Here is an 18,272-nt window from a genome sequence, read left to right as displayed (position 1 = left end):
ATGGCATCCGATTTGTCCGTACCGCGCCTGTTGCGGCGCAGGGTGCTGTGGCTGCTGGTGCTCGGCGTGGTTCTGGCCTGGGCCATCGACGCCTTCGTGCATACGCCAGTGGAAGTGCTGCCCAGCTTCGATTTCCCGCAGATCAGCGTCACCGCGCATCTGCCCGGCACCACCGCCACTGAGCTCGAGCACCTGGTGGTGCAGCCGCTGGAGGGCCAGATCCTGACCCTCACCGGCCTGCGCAGCGTGCGCTCGGTGATGGGCAACGGCACGGTCGAGATCGATGTGCGGTTTCGCCAGGGCAGCCAGGCCCAGGCGGACCTGCTGGCCGTCAACAGCGCCATCGACCGCGCACGCGCGCGCCTGCCGTCGCAGGCGCATCCGGTGGCGCAGATCATGGGCAATGCCATCAACGAGGTCGCCGACTACACCGCACACATTCCCGCCGGCATCGCACCGGCCCGGGTGCAGCGTCTGGTGCAGGCGGAAATCGCGCCGGCGCTGCGCGCGATCCCCGGTGTGCAGTTCGTGCACGTGTACGGCGCCGGCGAAGAGGCGCTGTGGATTCAGCCCGAGCTCGGCGCGATGCGCCGCTACGACATTGGCGTCGAGGCCATCGAGCGGGCGGTGAAGGAGCAGGTGCTGCTCGCGCCGGCCGGCTACCTGACGCTGGGTCACAACGACGTGCTGATCGAGGCGCGCAAGCTGCCGGTGCACATCGCGCAACTCGAGGCCGTGACCGTGGCTACGCCGCGCAGCCCGATTCCACTGCGCGCGCTGGCGCGCGTCGAGCGCGCGGCCATGCCCACGCACAACGCGGTCAGCCTGGACGGCCAACCCAGCGTAGCCGTCACCGTCATCAAGCAGCCGGGAGCTTCCACGCGTGTGGTGACGCGCGCAGTGCAGGCTGCGCTGCAGCGAAGCGTGCACGAGCTGCCGCCGGGCGTCCGCTGGGTCCGCACCTACGACCAGGGGCACCTGGTGGGCATCGTCGGCACGGATCTCGGCCGCAACCTGCTGATTGGCGCGCTTCTGGCCGTGGCGATGCTGTTTTGGGTGCTGGGCGCCGGTCGGGGCGTGTTCGTGCTGGCCCTGAGCATTCCATTGTCGCTGGCCATCGCCATCGCCGCACTGCATGCCTTCGGTCAAAGCCTGAACCTGATGACCTTCGGGGCCTTGACGGTGGCGGTCGGCTTGCTGGCCGACGACGCGATCATCGTGCTGGAGAGCATCCACCACCGCTGGGAAGCAGGCGATGCGCACTGGCAGGGCGTGTGGGCTGGGCTGCGCGGCATCGTGGTGCCCGACATCACCGGCACGCTGACGAATGTCGCCATCTACGTGCCCCTGCTCTTCGTCGGGGCATCGTGGGGCTGTTTTTCATCCCCTTCTCGCTGGCGATGATTCTGGCATTGCTGGCCTCGCTGCTGGTGTCGCTGACCCTGATTCCGCTGGGGCTGGGCTTTCTCGGCGCGCGCGCCGGGGGCGGGGCGGGCAGCGGCCGGCGCCTTATGGAGTGGATGCAGCGAGGCAACGAACACCTGTTCGACTGGGTCGCCCGCGCCCCGCGCACCAGCCTGGCGCTGACCTTCGCCGTGCTGCTGCTCAGCCTGGTTGGCCTGGTGCTGGTGCCGATCAACTTCCTGCCGCTGCCCAACGAAGGCGCACTGCTGGAGTCCTTCACGCTGCCACCCGGGGCCTCGCTGCTGGATACCCGCGCGGCAGTGCGTCACATCTCACAGCGCCTGCTGCGCGACCCCGCGGTGGCGCATGTCTACGCGCGCATCGGATCCTCGGCATCGACTACCTACACCGAGCCTGCCTACGCCGGCGAGATCCAGGTGGCGCTCAAGCCTGGAGTGAGCGTCAACGCGCTCGACGCCATCGGGCAGCGCATCCAGCGCGAGTCCGCGCTGCCGGGGGTGCAGCTGGCGGTGGATACACCGACCATCGAGCGCCTGGGCGAGAGCCTGTCGGGCCTGCCGCAGCCCTTCGTGATCCACGTGTTCGGCGCCCGCGTGCCCGAGCTGCGCACCATTGCGGAACAGATCACTGCGCGCCTGCGCCGGGTTCCGGCGCTGGCGGACGTGTTCGACAACGACGGCTACCCAGTCACTCAGCTGAGCATCGAGCCCTCGGCAGCGGCGCTGGCCGTGCATGGGTTAACTCCGCGCTCTCTGTACCGGCAGATCGATCCCCTCATCGGAGGTAAGGTCATCAGCCGCGTGCCCGACGGCAACGTGCCGCTTCCGCTGTACATACGCCTGGCCGATGCCCCGCGGCGCACGCTCGGCCAGCTTGCGGCGCTGCCCATCCGCACCGGTGAGAGCGCGTGGACGCCACTGGGTCAGCTGGCGCGTCTGCAGCTCGAGCCGACGCCCAACCAGATCCGGCACATCGCGGGTGCGCGCGCGCTGGACATCCTGGCCACGCCCACGGGGCCGCTGGGCAGTACCGAGGCACAGGCGCGCAAGGCGTTACGCGGCCTGAAGCTTCCAGCCGGCTACCGCATCGCCTTCGGCGGGCTCGTCGCCGAGCTCGAGCGAGCCGCGCTCGGCCTGCTGGTGGCGACCCTGGCCGCTTTCGCCATCATGGTGGGCATCCTGCTGCTGCAGTTCGACGGGCTGCTGATTCCCGGGATCTTGCTGCTGGAGATCCCGCTGGCATTGACTGGCGGCACGGTGGCGCTGGTGCTCAGCGGCGTCGGGCTCAACGCCACTGGCATGATCGGGTTCTTGACTCTGGTGGGCATCGGCCTGCGTCACTCCATCGTGCTGCTCGACCGCGCACGCGCCAACGAGAACGCCGGCATGCCACTGGAGCAAGCGGTGCGCGAGGCCATCCAGGTGCGCTTCCGGCCCATCGTGCTGACCGCGGTCACCGCGATGCTCGGCATGCTGCCGACCGCGCTGGGTCTAGGTGAGGGCGCAGCACCCGAGCAGGGCCTGGCGGTGGTGATCCTGGGCGGCCTGCTGTGGAGCGCGCTGCGCTCGACCAACCTGATCCCGGCGCTGTATCTGCACTGGCGCCGCAAGCAGCTGGCGCGGCAGGCCTCGCCCGGGGTTTCGGCATGAGCCGGCGTCCCCTGCGTGCCGCCCTCGCCGTGGCGCTGTGCGCGGGCCTTGCCGCCTGCGCCGGCTACGCACCCCGACCCCTGCCCGACGCGGTGAGCTGGCAGCAGCCCGTACGGCTTCGCGTGGACGCGCGGCGCATCGCGCTTCCGGCGCTGGCCTCGCAGTCCATCGACCCCGACGCGCCGCTGACCCTGCAGGGAGTCGCTGCGCTGGCGGTGCTCAACGATCCGCGCTTGCAAGCCGCTCGGGCCCGCCTGGGCGTGGCGCAGGCGCAGGCCTTCGCTGCAGGCCTCCTGCCGGATCCCACCTTCAGCGCATCGCGCGAAGTCCCGCAAGGCAGCGGTGGCGGAGCCACCAGCACGGCCTACAAGCTCGGGTTGCAGTTCGATCTCGGCAGCCTGATCACGCGTGGTGCCGCGGTGGCCGCTGGGCGTGCCCACCTGCGCCAGGTCGACTTGCAGCTGCTGTGGCAGGAGTGGCAGACCGCGGCGGCGGCCGAGCGCGACTCCGTCGAGTTGGCGGGCTTGCGCGAGCGCGACGCATTGCTGCGCGAACAGCTCAGCGCCGCGGCTCGGAGGCTACGGCGCGATCGTGCGGCGCAGGCCGCAGGAATCGAGCCGCGCACCACCGCGGACGCCGACCTGGTCGAGCTGCAGTCGCTGCGCGGCCGGCTCGGCGCCGACGCGCGCCAGCAGGCGTCGGCGCTGGGCGCGCTCGACGCGTTGCTGGGATTGCGCCCCGGCACGCCGCTGCGCCTGGCCGGGCTGCCGCAGTACGAGCCTGCCGCGGTCGCCGACGCAGCGAGCAACCTGCCGCGGCTCGCTGCCATCCGACCCGACCTGCTGGCCTTGCGCGCGGGCTATGCGAGCCAGGAGCAGCGCCTGCGGGAGGCCGTGCTGTCACAGTTTCCGTCGGTGAGCGTCGGCATCTCCCGCGCGCGCGATACTTCGGACGTGAACACGCTGGGCTTCGGTGTCACCCTGAACCTGCCGCTGCTCAACGGGAGCCGCGGCGCCATCGCCGTGCAACGGGCGACCCGAGCCAAGCTCTACGATGAATATGTGCTGCGCCTGAAGCAGACCCACGAACAGGTCGCCCAATTGCTGGTGGACCTTCGCCTGCTGCGCAGCCAGCGGAGGGACTTGCGATCAGCGCTGGCGCCGCTTCGCTCAGCTGCGCTTGCCGCCGATGCTGCTCTGCGTCGGGGCGACATGACGTTGCCGCAGGCGCAGGCGCAGCGCCGCGCCTGGCTCGACCAGCGACTGGCGCTGCTTGCCAATGAGCAGCAGACCGCCCAGCAAACGGTGGCGCTGCAGCTGCTGACCGGAAGCGGCGTGTTCAGCCCGACCGCGTCCCGCTAGGCCTCTAACGGCATCTGGCCAATGCGTGGCATCCGGGTGCGGCGGTATTTGCAATGCCGGTATCCCCACTACCTCTCCTGACCGCGCCTGGCCGGCTCACGTTCTTCGGCCGCCGAGCCCCAGCTGGCCTGCTCGGCTAGCTGCCAGCCGCCGCGCTGCTATCCCTCGGCCCATTGCGGGATTGTCTCGTGCATGGTGCGTAGCTGCCTCAAGTCGGGGGCTGTAGTAGCGGGCGGGCGACAGGCGCAGCGCTTGCAGCATAACGCTGCATATCCCGGCGATGGTCCAGCAACCCATGCGCGATGGCCGCCACCAGGAAAACTCCGAGCAGCAGTATCGCCAGCCAGCGTTCCTGCAATCGCTCGCGGCAATGGTAGGTGTAGGCCATCGCCACCAGGGCGACCCAGGCGACCCCGAAGGCCAGGCCACCCAGCACGTCAGAAAGCCAGTGCGCTCCCAGATAGACCCTCGACAACCCGATCAGCAGGATCAGCGCCATGGCTGCGGCACCGCCCACGCGCTGCCAATGCGGGGAGGCCCGCCGCAGCAGCAGCCAGGCCAGCAGTCCGTACACCACGGCGCTCATGACGGCGTGGTCGCTGGGAAAGGAAAACGCCTGGGCGCCCGCGTACAGCGGCATCGGCCGTGGCCTGTGCAGCGCCAGCTTGATGACCTGGGCCAGGAGTTGGGTCACGCCGACCGCGCCCACCCAGTAAGCCGCGCTCAGCCACAGCCTGCGCGCGACGAACCAGGCGAGCGCGGCCACGATCAACGGTAGCAGCACGGCGGCGTCGCCGAGTTCGGTGATGCCCACCATCAGGTGATCCGTGGTCGGGCCGCGCAGCGCCTGCGCAAGGTGGAAGACCTGCACATCCACCAGCACCAGGGGATCATGGCTGACCACATCCTCCAGCACGCCGAAGAACAACCAGGCACCGCCGATCACCAGCAGCGCCGATACCGCGAGGAACACCTTCGGGCTGTCGGCGCCGATGAGCCAGCGCGACAGTTCATGCCGACCCCAGCGGCGGTTGCGTGCGCGGCCCTCGGGCACGGCCAGCGCGACGGCGCGGCTCCAATGCAACGCAATCATCGCGGCTGCGGCGATCGCCGCGCATTGCAGCCATGCGGTGTTCGACAGGCTGCGCAGCGCAAAGAACTCCCGAAGCTGGGGCACCAGCAGCGTCGGCAGGAACGACAAGACCATGGCGACGACCAGCCATGCCCGTCGGGCATGCAAGGGCGCTGCCGCCAGTGCCAGCACCCACAGCGCGGTCGCGAACAGCACCAGCGTGGCCGCGCTGCGCGCTTGTGGCAGAGCCCCCCCGCCCTGCACGCGCACCAGGGCGAAGGCCGCGAAGGCCGCGGCGGCCACGAACAGCCCGGCTGGAATCGCGAATCGCAGCACCCGCTCGACAAAGCCCGGGCGCAGACGCTGCCCGTTGGGCTCCAGCGAAAGCAGGAACGCGGGTACGCCCAGGGTCAGCGCGTCGACCAGGGAGATATTCCTGGGCAGGAAGGGAAAGGCCACTCCGGCCACTCCCACCGCAAGCGCCAGCAGCATGGCGTAGACGCTCTTGGTCAGGAACAGCACGGCCACGCGTTCGATGTTGCCCACCACCCGGCGACCCTCGGCCATCACCGCCGGCATGCTGGCAAAGCGGTTGTCCAGCAGCACCAGTTGCGCCACGGCGCGCGACGCGGCGGTGCCCGCGCCCATGGCCACGCCGACGTCGGCGCGCTTGAGCGCGGGGATGTCGTTGACCCCGTCGCCGACCATGGCCACCGCGTGGCCCGCGGACTGCAGGGCGCCGACGATCAACTCCTTCTGCCGTGGCGAGGTGCGCGCGAACACGCTGCGCGCAGACACCCGCGCGACAAGCTCGGCGTCACTGAGCCCGAAAGCGTCGACGACCTGGGAGGCGTCGCCGATGCCCAGCTCGCGTGCGACGCCGCCGACCGTTGCCGGATGATCTCCGGAGATCAGCCGTACCGCGACACCTTGTCCGGCAAGGTCGTCCAGCGTCGATCGAGCGTCGGGGCGGATCTGTTCGGACAGAAGGATCAGCGCCACCGGCCGGACCTCCATGGGCGGATGGCTCGCGTCCGGTTCACCTGCAGCGCGCGCGAGCAAGAGCACCCGAAAGCCCTCCGATGCCCATTGGGCCGTTTGAGCCAGGGCGGGATGAACCGAATCGACCGACCCGTGCTTCGCCAGCAACACGTCGGGAGCGCCAAGCAGCCAGGTGCCGAGCCCTTCGAGCACGCCGCCGCTCCATTTGCGTGCCGAGGAGAACGCGACACTGCGCACCACCGCCGGCCCGCCGGGTTGCCCGGGCCAGCGCTGGGCGATGGCCTGCAGCGTGGTATTCGGCCGCGGCTCGGCAGCGGCCAATGCGGCCAGCGCGGTCAAGGCCGATGGCTCCTGGGCGAGCATCTGGATGCGGGCCACGCGCAAGTCGCGCTCGGTCAAGGTGCCGGTCTTGTCCAGGCAGATCACGTCCACCCGGGCCAGCGCCTCGGTGGCGGCCAGGTCCTGCACCAGCGCGCGGCGACGCGACAGCCGCACCGCCCCCACCGCCAGCGCCAGGCTGGTCAGCAGCACCAGCCCCTGGGGCACCATGGCGACCACCCCGGCCGCCCCGTACAACAGCGCCGCGCCGGCGGGCAGTCCGAGCGTGAACTGGGTGACGAACAGCAAGGTGGCGGTGGGCAACAGCGCCCAGCCCACGACGCGCAGGATGCGGTCGATTCCCGCGCGCAACTCGGAATGGGCGAGGCTGAAACGCCTCGCCTGCCGCTGCAGGCCCTGGATCCATGCCGCCTCGCCCACCGCGGTGGCACGACAACGGGCGCGCCCGCCAACCACCAGGCTGCCCGAGCGCAGCGTGTCGCCGGCGCGGTGGGACACCGCATGCGCTTCGCCGCTGAGCGGCGATTCGTCGAGCTCCAGATCCGTGGCGTCGAGCACCGCGCAGTCGACGGGAACCGGATCCCCCGCGCCCAGTTCGAGCAGGTCGTCCTGCACGATGTCCTCGGGAGCAAGATCGACCATGGCGCCGGCGCGCAACACGCGAGCGCGCGCCGCCGACTGCAGGGCCAGGCGATCCAGGGTGCGCTTGGCGCGCAGTTCCTGCGCGATGCCGATGGCGGCGTTGGCCACGATGACCCCGCCGAACAGGGCGTCCTTCCAGGTTCCCACCGCGATGACCAGCAACCACAGCGCACCCAGCAGAGCGTTGAAGCGGGTGTACACATGCACGGCGACGATCTGCCGCAGCGTTCGACTGGGCCGCGAGCGCGTGCGGTTGACTTGCCCGCGCGCAATCCGCTCGGCGACTTGCGCGTCGCTCAATCCGCCCGGGATGGGCGCCTCATCCGATTGTGCCGACATGATGTGCTCTCGCCTGGAATCGAGCACCCCTCGATCACCCGGCGATGGCGCGAGATCATGCTCTCCCGTGGCATTGTGCCCCGGCCCCTTGCGGCAACGCCTTGATCAGGCGCGAAGAATTCCCCGGGTGATGGGGCGCGCGAGCAGCCATCGATAGGTTGCCTCGGCCCGGGTGGTCACGGCGGCCCCAACGTGGCGCCACAGCGGCACCAGGACCGCGCTGCACGCCGCGGCCACAAGCAACGACCCCGCCATGTCCAGCGGGAAGTGCAGCCCGACGTAGACCCGCGCCCAGCCTACGAGCAGTCCGACGACGAGGGTCGCCGCGCCGACTCGTTTGAGCCCGCCCAAGAGCAGCCCCAGCCCGATGGAGGTGAAAAGCGTCAGATGGTCGCTGGGAAGCGATGCGTCAGGCACATGGGACGCCCAGGTGTGGCCCAGCCCGATCACGAAGGGGCGAGGCTGGTACCAGGCGAGTCCGATGAGCTGATTGGCTCCGAGCGCGATCATGGCGATCGCAAAGGCCAGGAGTGCGGCACCGCGACGCGACGAACCACCTGCAAGCCACAGTCCGATCAGCAGCACCGGTACACCGTAGACGAGGTCATTGGCGACGAAGACCGCCAGGTCGATCCACCAGCGTGGCGTGGTCGCGCCGGCATTGACCAGCAGGAACAGGGTGTGATTGAGATTCTGGATCGCGTGCATCGTCAGGCAGGGTATGAGACTCGCCGAGTATTCCCGCCCATTCTTAGCGTCGACATAGCAGGCGCTGCGCGCGGCCATGAAAAAGGGCCGGGGCGCATCTCGGCGCACCCCGCGCTAAATGTGGGCTAAATCTCCCCCAGCACACTCCTGCTCATGCGCTGCATCGGCGCTGCCCACGGCCACCTGGCCGTCGGGCCCATCATCCTCAGGAGTGTTTCCATGAAGTTGCACAAGACCCTGGTCATCGTCGGCGCCGCGGGTGCAGCCTTGATCGCCGCCACCGCGGCGCATGCCTACGACGGCCAGAAGTACGCCAAGGACGCGGCCGTCACCATGGAGCAGGCTTCGCAGATCGCCCTCAAGGCCGTTCCCGGCGCGACCATCACCGATCGCGAACTCGAACGCGAAAAGGGTGGTAGCGGACTGCGCTATTCCTTCGACCTGAAGACTCCCCAGGGGGAACGGGAACTCGGAGTCGACGCCAGGACGGGCGAGGTGCTTGAGGACAGCGTCGAGGGAGCGAACAAGGACTGAGCCCCGGCAGGGCCCCGGCGAACGCCGGGGCCCTGCGCCTGCCTCCATCACCCGCGGACCCATGAAAACCACAAGCGTTGAATCCGTCCTTGCCAAGGTCCCCGAAGCCACGATGGGCTTCTGGCTGGTCAAGATCGCCGCCACGACCCTCGGTGAGACGGCCGGGGACGCGGTCTCCATGTCCCTGCACCTGGGCTACCTGGCGGCCACGGGAGTTTTCGCGGCCCTGTTCGCCGCACTGGTCTTCGCGCAGATGCGCGCCATGCGCTTTCACCCCGCTTTGTACTGGTCGACCATCATCGCCACGACCACGGTGGGCACGACCCTGGCCGATTTCGCCGACCGCTCGCTGGGCATCGGCTACGCTGGCGGAACCAGCCTGCTGCTGGCCCTGCTCGGCGCCTCGCTGCTGCTGTGGCAGCGCTCCACCGGCAGTGTCGCGGTGGGCAGTGTGCAATCGGGCAAGGCCGAAGTGTTCTACTGGGTGACCATCATGTTCTCGCAGACCCTCGGTACCGCGCTGGGCGACTGGAGCGCCGACACGGCGGGACTGGGCTACCAGGGCGCTGCCGTGGTGTTCGGCTCGGCGCTGGCCGTGGTCGCGTTGCTGTACTGGCGCACCGCCGCATCGCGCACCGCGCTGTTCTGGGCCGCCTTCATCCTGACGCGCCCGCTGGGCGCCGTGCTGGGGATTTCCTCGACAAGCCGATCGCCTCCGGCGGGCTCGAGCTCAGCCGGTTCGCGGCTTCGGCCGTGCTGCTCGGGGGCATGGTGATCGCGCTTCGCCTGCTGCCGCAGCGCGCCGCGGCCGTCGCGCACTGAGCCGCGGGGCAAGCCCGATGCGCGCGCTGCTGATCGAGGACGATCCGATGATCGCGGCGGCGATCGAAGTCGCGTTGCGCGACGCCGCCTACGCGGTCGACCTCGTGCGCGACGGCGAAACCGCCGACCGCGTGCTGCGCGACGGCCAGCATCAGATCGTTCTGCTCGACATCGGGCTTCCCGGGCGCGACGGCCTCAGTGTGCTGCAGCGCCTGCGCGAGCGGGGCGACCGCGTGCCCGTGCTGCTGATCACGGCCCGCGACGCGGCCGCCGACCGGGTGCGCGGGCTCGACCTCGGCGCCGACGACTACGTGGTCAAGCCCTTCGACATGGACGAACTGCTGGCGCGCATGCGCGCGGTCGTGCGCCGCCAGTCCGGCCAGGCGGCCGCCGAACTGGGCAACGGCGACGTGCGGCTCGATCCCGCCACTCGCGAGGCCCGGCGCGGCGATCTGCGCGTGGTGTTGACCGCGCGCGAATTCGCGCTGCTGCACGCGCTGCTGCTGCGCCCGGGAACCATCCTCACCCGCGCCCAGCTCGAGGACCGGCTGTACGGCTGGAACGAAGAGGTCGAGAGCAGCGCGGTCGACTTTCTGATCCACGGCGTGCGCAGGAAGCTCGGGGCCGATGTGATCAAGAACGTGCGCGGGGCGGGATGGATGGTGGACAAGGCGCGATGACCCGTTCCTTCCAGCGTCGGCTGGTGCTGCACCTGGGGGTCGCCGTGGTCGGCCTCGGCCTGCTGGCGGCCGCGGCCCAGTTCGTGCTCGCCTGGCGCGAGCTGCGCGAGTCGCAGGACGACATGCTGCGCCAGGTCGCCGCGCTCGCGCTGCGGCACCCCGGGCATGAGATGTCCGCCCCGGGGCGCGGGGGCCTCGACGACCACGACTCACGCATCCACCTGGCGATGCTGCCCATCGATCCGGCACCGGCATGGCTGGGATCGGCCATGACCCCGGGGCTGCGCACGCTCGACACCCGTGCCGGCCGCATGCGGGTGCTCGTCCAGCGACAGGGGCCCTACACCGCGGTGGTCGCGCAGGCCACCGACGCGCGCGACGAACTGGCCTGGAACGGGGCGTTGCGAGCGTTGCTGCCATCGTTGCTGCTGGTGCCCTTGCTGATCGGGCTGATCGGCCGCGGCGTGCGCCGGGAGTTCGAGCCCGTGGTGCGCGCCGCAAGGCGCCTGGAGGCGCTCGAGACCGTGCCGGAGCCCTCCCTGGAGTTGCGGGACATGCCGGCCGAGATTCAGCCCTTTGTCGACGCCATCGAAGGGTTGCTCGGACGCACGCGCGAGCTGATGCGCCAGCAGCAGCGCTTCGTGGCCGACGCCGCCCATGAACTGCGTTCGCCGTTAACGGCGCTGGCCCTGCAGGCGCGCAACCTGCGTCACGCGAAATCCCTCGACGAGGCCCGGCTTCGCCTGATGCCCTCGAGCAGGGCATCGAGCGCGCGCGCAAGCTCAGCGAGCAGTTGCTGGACCTGGCGCGCATCGAAAGCGCTGATGCGCCACGCGAAAGCGTCGACCTCGTGGCCCTGGGGCGCGAGCTGCTGGCGATGCATTTCCCGGTCGCCGAACAGAGCGGAATCGACCTGGGCATGGAGGCCGGCGACGTGCCGTCGGTGCTCAGCTCCGCGCGGCTGCTGCGCACCATCCTCGGCAATGCGATCGACAATGCGCTGAAGTACACCCCTGCCGGCGGCGAGGTCACGCTGCGCATCGTGGCGCTCGGCGATGGTGCGCGCTGCGAGATCATCGACAGCGGCCCCGGAGTGGAGCCGAGCGAGCGGGCCGAGGCCTTCAAGCCCTTCCACCGCCTGGCGGGCCAGGAGATCGGGGGTACGGGTCTCGGATTGGCCATTGCACGCGAAGCAGCGCGGCGCATCGGCGCACAGATCTCGTTGCACGATCGCGCGGACCGGCGCAAGGGGCTGGTCGTGCGCGTCGACCTGCCCGGCGTGCGCGCAATCGGTGTGAACGAGTCCTAGAACGGGATCCGGCTCGGCACGAAGGCCGCCCAGAAGATCACGCGTCGGTCGATCCACGTCGCACGTCCCAGCCCCCAGAGCACGGCGAGCATGGCGGCGTATAGACCGCTGCTTGCCGCCAGCCCCAGGCCCCAGTGGTCTCCCAGCAGATCCCCGAGCACCGAGCCGAGACCATTGCCTGTGAGCGCGGCTGCCCAGAACCAGCCTTCATCACGCCGGTTGCCGATGAACCCCGGTGCCGGCAGACCTCGGCACATGGCCCACGACAGCAAGATGACAACGAGTCCCCCGAGCAGCACGAGCGCGGTGGTCGCCGTACCCCAGCCGAGGGCCCGGGCCAGGGCATCCGAGACCTCCGCGCCGACCGCCGAGCTGGCCAGCATCAAGGCCCAGAACAGCCATGGCCGCCGTCGCTCCGATCGAAGCTGCGCGACCAGCAGGGCCAGCATGGCCAGCACACTGGCTGAGAGTGCCAGCCGATAGCCGAGGTGCAGGGCGAGGGACAGGAGATCGCCCAACAGGTCCCCCAGTGTGGTGGCGAGAACCTTGAGCGACCAGAACGATATGCCGATTGCGGGGATCTTGCCCAGACTCGGTGTACGCATCGCAGGTCCTGTGGAGTGCTCGCTCGACTTGAATTACCGAACGTAGCAACGTTCTCTTAGCGGTGCATGAGGGCTGCGGTGGCCGGCGCGCGCTGGGCGCGTCAGTCGCAGCGTCGATTTGCCCGTTGTCCTGAAGTCACTCTGCGCTTCGATGCGATCGTCGGATGACGCCTACCCAATAGCCGGCGATCAGAGAATTGCCGTCGCGGAGACAACGGTAATGGCCTAGCTACTCGACCGGGACCGAGACAAGCCCGCGCTAGCGCCCCGTCCGATCAGCGGCGCTTGCACCCCGTGGCCCCTTCCATCTGCCAGCAGTCATCGCAATAACGGTGTCGCTGCGGCGATGGCGGGCTACCCTCGGGCAGCTGCGACTCTCGGAGATTCGGCGCAAAGTGCGCGCGCGACCCTCGAAGTCCAATGCGCGTCGCAGGCTATTGTTGCTATCCCGAACCGGAGTATTCAGGCAGGAAATCGCTGCTGCTTGAGCTATCCACTTGAAGAAGGACCGTAGCTGCGAAGCACCTTGAAACGTCAATGCCACGTTTTCGAAGCGGGCGCTGGCAGACGCATGCAGAAGCGCGCCTGGCCGCCGGTGGACATGGCGCCCACACTTCCACCGTGGGTTTCGGCGATCGATTTGACGATCGCGAGTCCCAGACCGGCGCCCTCGCCGTTGCGCTGGCGCGAAGGGTCGACGCGGTAGAAGCGGTCAAACAGATGAGGCAGGTGCTCGGCGGCAATATCGGCGCCCGGGTTCTCGACGCAGACCTTCAGCCAGCCGGTGGGATCGCTTTCGAATCGCACGGTGACCGTGGCTCCCGCCGCGGTGTGGCGAATGGCGTTGGACAGCAGGTTCGACAGTGCTCGTCGCAGCATCGCGCGGTCGCCACGGATCCGTGGGGCCTCGCCGACGGATTGCAGCCGGACGCCGCGCTCCTCGGCCCAGGCCTCGAAATACTCGAACAGCTCCCCGACCTCGGCACCCAGATCCACCTCGGCCTGTTCGGGCCGGATCAACTGGTGCTCGGCCTGGGCCAGGAACAGCATGTCGCCGATCATCGCGCTCATGCGCTCGTACTCCTCGAGGTTGGAGTAAAGGACCTCGCGGTAATCGTCGGCACTGCGTGCGCGGGAGAGCGCGACCTGGGTCTGGGTGCGCAGGTTGGTGACGGGTGTTCGCAGCTCATGCGCGATGTCGGCGGAAAAATTGGACAGACGCACGAAACTCTGACCGATGCGTTCGAGCATCGCGTTGAACGAGGCGACGAGCCCGGCCAGCTCCACCGGCACCTTGTCCGGGTCGAGGCGGACATCCAGGCGTTCCGATCTGACCTCGCGCATGCGCGCGCCGATACGCCGGATCGGCGCATGTCCCTGACGGACCGCCAGCCAGGCCACGAGCACGCTGAAGGCACTGGCGAGCAGCGTGCCCAGCCACAGCGCACGCCGCAGCGCCGCCAGGAAGCGCAGGTGGTAGTCGATGGCGGTCGCCAGAATCACGGTGTCGCGGCCGATGCGCAGCACCGCGCCGCGGTAGCTGCGCCCGCCGGTGCTCCAGATACGCAGCGCGCCAGCGTCCAGCTGCTGCACGGCCGGGTCGGCATGCGCCCTCGCGGCAAGTCCCGGGGGCGTGGCGTCGTACAGCAGGCGTCCGTCCGCCCTCTCGACCCGGAAGTACACCTCGTGATGGTCCGCGATGGTCTGCGCGAAACGCTGTTGCAGGGCCTCGCCCCCGGCGCCGGCGGCCGCATCGTCGAGGGCCAGGCGCAGGGTCTGCGCCACCGGACGAAGCTGCCCCAGGTCCTGGCCCGCGAAGTGCGCCTCGATCGCGACCTCGATCGCCCACGCGGCGACCAGGAAGGTCAGCGTGGTGGCGAGGCCGACCCACGCGGTCACGCGCAATGCCAGCGACGCCGGGCGGCGTGCGCGGCGTCCGATGCGGGGCGCGCCCGGCTCAATCGTCGGCATCGGGCAGGTCCAGGGTGTAGCCCATGCCGCGCACGGTGCGGATCAGCTTGGGCGAGAAGGCGTCGTCGACCTTCGCGCGCAGGCGCCGGATGGCCACGTCGATCACGTTCGTGTCGCTGTCGAAGTTCATGTCCCAGACCTGCGAGGCGATCAGCGAACGTGGCAGCACCTCGCCCTGGCGCCGCACCAGCAGCTCGAGCAGCGCGAACTCCTTGTTGCTCAAATTGATGCGCGTGCCGCCGCGGCTGGCTCGCCGCCGAGGCAGGTCGAGAACCAGGTCGGCCACCTGAAGCTTTTCGGCCAGCGCCGGATTGCGACCGCGGCGCAGCAACGTGCGCACGCGCGCCAGCAACTCGGTGAAGGCGAAGGGCTTGACCAGGTAGTCGTCGGCGCCGAGCTCCAGCCCCTTGACGCGGTCCTCCACGCTGTCGCGCGCGGTCAGGAACAGCACGGGCACGTCGCGCCCGGCCTCGCGCAGCGCGCGCAGGATGCGCCAGCCGTCGACGTCGGGCAGCATCACGTCGAGCACGATCAACTCGTGGTCGCCGGTCATCGCCAAGTGGTGTCCGTCCAGACCGTTGCGCGCGAGATCGACGACGAAGCCGGCTTCGCTCAGACCCTGGCGCAGGTAGTCGGCCGTCTTCGCCTCGTCTTCGACCACGAGCAGTTTCATCGATACACCGTCCTTACCCGCACACTCTAGCCCGCGCATGGTTGCGCAAGCATGACCGCAAGATGACATCAATGTAATCGACGGGTCATTCGAGGGACAGGCGCCGGATACTATAGATTAGGCCCATAAATAGATTGAACTTTCGGGGCAAGTGCGAGTCGGAGTTTGCATGGACAAAGACGATGCAAGACGGCTGACGCCAGCCGAGCAACATGAGCGGCGCAGGCAGGTCATACGGGCGCACAAACGTGGGCGCACACGCACGCAGATTGCCGCCGACGTGGGACTGAGCTACACGGCGGTGAGCAAGACGATTGACCGCTATGAAGCCGGCGGCATGGCGGCGCTGGCTCCCCGGCGCCGAGGCCGCCGCACGGGGGAGCAGCGTGTGCTCAGTGCGGAACAGGAAGCGCACATCCAGCACATGATCTGTGATCACCGTCCTGAGCAACTCAAAATGGACTTTGCCCTGTGGAGCCGGGCTGCCGTGATGCAACTCATCGAACGTGAATGCGGCATGGCCTTGCAGGTGCGCTCGGTAGGCAAGTACCTGGCGCGCTGGGGGTTCACCCCGCAAAAGCCCATCCGCCGCGCCTATGAGCAGTCCCCTGCTGCGGTACGGGCCTGGCTGGAGACGGAGTACCCAGCCCTTGCCGAGCGCGCCAAGGCCGAGAAGGGTGAAATCCATTGGGGTGACGAGACGGCGCTGGTCAACACCGATGCGCGTGGCCGCAGCTTTGCGCCCAGGGGCAAGACACCTGTGGCGATGGCCGTGGGCGGCACGCGCCAGAAGCTGTCGATGATCGCCAGCGTCACCAACCAGGGCAAGGCGCGCTGGATGATCATCGACGGGGCGTTCAACCATGAGCGCCTGATCGAGTTCTTTGAAGCGCTGGTGAAGGATGCCCGCGGCAAGGTCTTCCTCATTCTGGACAACCTCAGCGTGCATCACTGCAAACCCGTGAAGCAGTGGCTGGCCCAGCACAACGAGGCAATCGAGGTGTTCTATCTGCCCAGCTACAGCCCGGAGCTCAACCCCGAGGAGCGGCTGAACGCCGACTTGAAGCACGTCATGCGCAAGAAGGTGCCGGTGCGCACCAAGGCACGCCTGCAGGCCGTCACCGAGGAGCACATGGCCGTTATCACCCGCGAACCCGAGCGCGTCAAAGCCTACTTCCAGGATCCCTACGTCCGCTATGCAGCTTGAATCTGTTTGCGGGCCGAATCAATAAGGTTGGTATCAAGCATCCGGTGGCTGCGCGCAAGGCGACTTGCCGCGACCGTGAGACGCGAACCGACCGAAAGGAGAACGACATGATGTGGTACGGACAACCGGGTGGATGGGGCTACGGGATGATGGGCGGCTTCGGATGGGTCTTCATGCTGCTGCTGGTCATCGTGGTGGTGGCGCTCGTGGTGGGACTGCTGCGCGACGTGTTCGTCGGCATGCGTGGACATCACGGCGCGTCGAGGGCTCCCGGGTCCTCCGCGCGGGCCATCCTGGACGAGCGTTATGCGCGGGGCGAGATCGACGCCGATGAGTACAAACGCCGGCGCGCCGACCTGGACCTGCATTGAATCGGATTTTCTGTTCGCAAAGGAGCGAATCATGATCAAGTGGAACAAGCGTCTGGCGCTCGGCCTGGTGGCCGCGCCCGTGATGATCCTCGGCGCGGCTGCGCTTCCTGCCCTGGCGGCAGGCACGGCCAGCGCTCCAGCGACGACGGCCCAGTCCGACGCCTACGGCCCGGGCTACGGCTACGGTATGGGCCCGGGCATGATGGGCGGCTATGGTCCGGGCTATGCGGGCGGTGCCTGGCAGCGTGGATCCGTGGGTGCGCACGCGCCGGGCTGGGCACGTGGCGGCTACGGGGCTACGGTCCCGGCATGATGGGAGGCTATGGCGGCTTCGGTCCGGGGATGATGGGAGGCTATGGCGGTTTCGGTCCGGGGATGATGGCTGGCTACGGCGGCTTCGGCCCCGGCATGATGGGAGGCTTCGGCGCCTACGGAGGATGGGGCGTGAATCCCCAGCTCAGTGACGCTCAGCGCATGAAGTTCGCGGGCATCGAGAAGGCCTTGTTCGACAAGCAGTGGCCGCTGATGCAGTCCATGCAGAAGGTCATGTTCGAGTCCTGGGGGGCGCCAGCCGGCAACAAGCTCGATGTCGAGGGGATCATGAAGCGGGCCACCGCGCTGTCGAGCTTGCGCCTGCAGATGCTGCGCAATCGCCTGGAGGCGGCCCGTCAGGTCGACGCGGTGCTGACGCCGCAGCAGCGTGAAAGCCTCGTCGAGGCGCCTTGAGCCTTGTCCTGCCGGGGCGGCGCCTGACGGGGCAAGGTCCCCCGCCTGCCGGCCCGGCGGAACCTTGTCGAGCCCCGGTGTCCTTCGGGGCGCGTGACGGAACTCGCCAAACAGGAGCATGCGATGAAACTGACGATCAGGCGCCGCACGCGTAGCACCGTCGTGATGGCGGCCCTGCTGGTCGCGGCCTGGGGCCCCAGCGCCCAGGCGCAAATGCCCGGTGGAGGCGACGGAGCCTACGGAGGTTACGGCGGCATGATGGGGGGAGGCATGATGGGCGGCGGCATGATGGGCTTCGCCCAGTCCGACCGTCCCGTCGAGCCCGGCTGGGGCGGAGCGGTGCTGGATTACGCGCAGGTGCGTGACTTTCTGGCAGGCAGCACGCAGGGCGCCCGGGTGGATGCCCGCACCCATACGGTGACCTTCAGCGGCCGTGACGTGCGCATCGCGATGGTCGCGGTGCAGCCCGGCCACCCGGACCAGACCTTCGAGGTGGCCGGATTGACCAACCCGACGCTGGTGGTTCCTCGCGGTGCCACCGTGCGCATCGACCTGGTCAACATGGACTACGGCCGCAACATGGAGCACGGGTTGATCATCACTGCGGTTCCGCCGCCCTATCCCTACATGGCCATGATGGCGACCGGACCGGGGCTGGTGCAGCTCGAGCCTTTGCTGCCGTGGCGCAGCGACAGCCGTCTGCGGGCTGCAAGCTACGCGGCGCTTTCCACCAGCTTCGTCGCTGGCGAGCCGGGAACGTACTGGTATGTATGTCCGACACCGGAGCACGCCGAGAAGGGCATGGTCGGCCGGTTCATCATCCGGTGACGCCTACAC

At 68.9% G+C, this 18,272-nt stretch carries 15 protein-coding genes and 2 pseudogenes; 12 read left to right on the top strand and 5 right to left on the bottom strand.

Annotated features, from left to right (window positions below):
* Both CD04_RS25155 and CD04_RS0103400 read left to right on the top strand, forming a co-directional pair.
* Positions 1–3,074, top strand: a pseudogene (locus tag CD04_RS25155) (efflux RND transporter permease subunit).
* The gene (locus tag CD04_RS0103400; protein WP_031404388.1) at positions 3,071–4,435 is read left to right on the top strand and encodes a TolC family protein; all 1,365 of its coding nucleotides are present in this window, start codon (positions 3,071–3,073) and stop codon (positions 4,433–4,435) included. Before CD04_RS25155 ends, CD04_RS0103400 begins: the two are co-directional and overlap by 4 nt.
* A 208-nt stretch (positions 4,436–4,643) precedes the next feature.
* On the opposite strand, the gene CD04_RS0103395 is transcribed toward CD04_RS0103400, so the two are convergent.
* The gene (locus CD04_RS0103395; protein ID WP_197033004.1) at positions 4,644–7,829 is read right to left on the bottom strand and encodes an HAD-IC family P-type ATPase; all 3,186 of its coding nucleotides are present in this window, start codon (positions 7,827–7,829) and stop codon (positions 4,644–4,646) included.
* 105 nt (positions 7,830–7,934) lie between these two features.
* Positions 7,935–8,537: an undecaprenyl-diphosphatase gene (locus tag CD04_RS0103390; protein ID WP_031404386.1), complete on the bottom strand. Its 603-nt coding sequence runs from the start codon at positions 8,535–8,537 to the stop codon at positions 7,935–7,937.
* Positions 8,538–8,756: 219 nt separating this feature from the next.
* Here CD04_RS0103390 and CD04_RS0103385 point away from each other — a divergent pair, with 219 nt between their 5' ends.
* From CD04_RS0103385 to CD04_RS24350, 5 genes and pseudogenes are all read left to right on the top strand, one after another.
* A complete protein-coding gene (locus tag CD04_RS0103385; protein WP_031404385.1) occupies positions 8,757–9,071 on the top strand; it encodes a PepSY domain-containing protein in 315 nt (104 codons plus the stop codon).
* A 61-nt stretch (positions 9,072–9,132) separates the two neighbouring features.
* Positions 9,133–9,893, top strand: a pseudogene (locus CD04_RS21355) (hypothetical protein).
* 17 nt (positions 9,894–9,910) lie between these two features.
* The gene (locus CD04_RS0103375; protein ID WP_031404384.1) at positions 9,911–10,573 is read left to right on the top strand and encodes a response regulator transcription factor; all 663 of its coding nucleotides are present in this window, start codon (positions 9,911–9,913) and stop codon (positions 10,571–10,573) included.
* Positions 10,570–11,577, top strand: a complete 1,008-nt coding sequence (locus CD04_RS21350; RefSeq protein ID WP_051848899.1) for a histidine kinase dimerization/phospho-acceptor domain-containing protein — start codon at positions 10,570–10,572, stop codon at positions 11,575–11,577. The genes CD04_RS0103375 and CD04_RS21350 overlap by 4 nt, the downstream gene beginning before the upstream one ends.
* Entirely contained in the window at positions 11,493–11,882 is a 390-nt protein-coding gene (locus CD04_RS24350; RefSeq protein WP_051848898.1) for a sensor histidine kinase KdpD, read from the top strand. Before CD04_RS21350 ends, CD04_RS24350 begins: the two co-directional genes overlap by 85 nt.
* On the opposite strand, the gene CD04_RS0103365 is transcribed toward CD04_RS24350, so the two are convergent.
* The 3 genes from CD04_RS0103365 to CD04_RS0103355 form a co-directional block, all read right to left on the bottom strand.
* Positions 11,879–12,487, bottom strand: a complete 609-nt coding sequence (locus tag CD04_RS0103365) for a hypothetical protein (RefSeq protein ID WP_031404383.1) — start codon at positions 12,485–12,487, stop codon at positions 11,879–11,881. The genes CD04_RS24350 and CD04_RS0103365 overlap by 4 nt on opposite strands.
* A 534-nt stretch (positions 12,488–13,021) precedes the next feature.
* Positions 13,022–14,458 (bottom strand): heavy metal sensor histidine kinase, encoded by a 1,437-nt coding sequence (locus tag CD04_RS0103360; protein WP_051848897.1) that lies wholly within the window; start codon positions 14,456–14,458, stop codon positions 13,022–13,024.
* Positions 14,445–15,131: a heavy metal response regulator transcription factor gene (locus tag CD04_RS0103355; protein WP_031404381.1), complete on the bottom strand. Its 687-nt coding sequence runs from the start codon at positions 15,129–15,131 to the stop codon at positions 14,445–14,447. The genes CD04_RS0103360 and CD04_RS0103355 overlap by 14 nt, the downstream gene beginning before the upstream one ends.
* A gap of 169 nt (positions 15,132–15,300) precedes the next feature.
* Between CD04_RS0103355 and CD04_RS0103350 the strand changes: the two genes are divergently transcribed.
* The 5 genes from CD04_RS0103350 to CD04_RS22410 all read left to right on the top strand — a co-directional run bounded on the left by CD04_RS0103350 (position 15,301) and on the right by CD04_RS22410 (position 18,263).
* Positions 15,301–16,338, top strand: a complete 1,038-nt coding sequence (locus CD04_RS0103350) for an IS630 family transposase (protein ID WP_031404380.1) — start codon at positions 15,301–15,303, stop codon at positions 16,336–16,338.
* Between the two features lie 107 nt (positions 16,339–16,445).
* Entirely contained in the window at positions 16,446–16,709 is a 264-nt protein-coding gene (locus CD04_RS0103345; RefSeq protein WP_031404379.1) for an SHOCT domain-containing protein, read from the top strand.
* 31 nt (positions 16,710–16,740) lie between these two features.
* Complete coding sequence (locus tag CD04_RS24040; RefSeq protein ID WP_051848896.1) at positions 16,741–17,022, top strand: hypothetical protein; 282 nt, start codon at positions 16,741–16,743, stop codon at positions 17,020–17,022.
* Positions 17,019–17,435, top strand: coding sequence for a Spy/CpxP family protein refolding chaperone (locus CD04_RS24035; protein WP_197033003.1), 417 nt, complete (start codon positions 17,019–17,021; stop codon positions 17,433–17,435). The genes CD04_RS24040 and CD04_RS24035 overlap by 4 nt, the downstream gene beginning before the upstream one ends.
* A gap of 123 nt (positions 17,436–17,558) precedes the next feature.
* Positions 17,559–18,263, top strand: a complete 705-nt coding sequence (locus CD04_RS22410; protein ID WP_156030064.1) for a hypothetical protein — start codon at positions 17,559–17,561, stop codon at positions 18,261–18,263.
* Positions 18,264–18,272: the final 9 nt, after the last annotated feature.

The organism is Thiomonas sp. FB-Cd, assembly GCF_000733775.1.
Lineage (GTDB): Bacteria > Pseudomonadota > Gammaproteobacteria > Burkholderiales > Burkholderiaceae_C > Thiomonas_A.
Note: the sequence above shows the minus strand (reverse complement) of the source record. Positions and strands in the feature narration are given on the sequence as shown.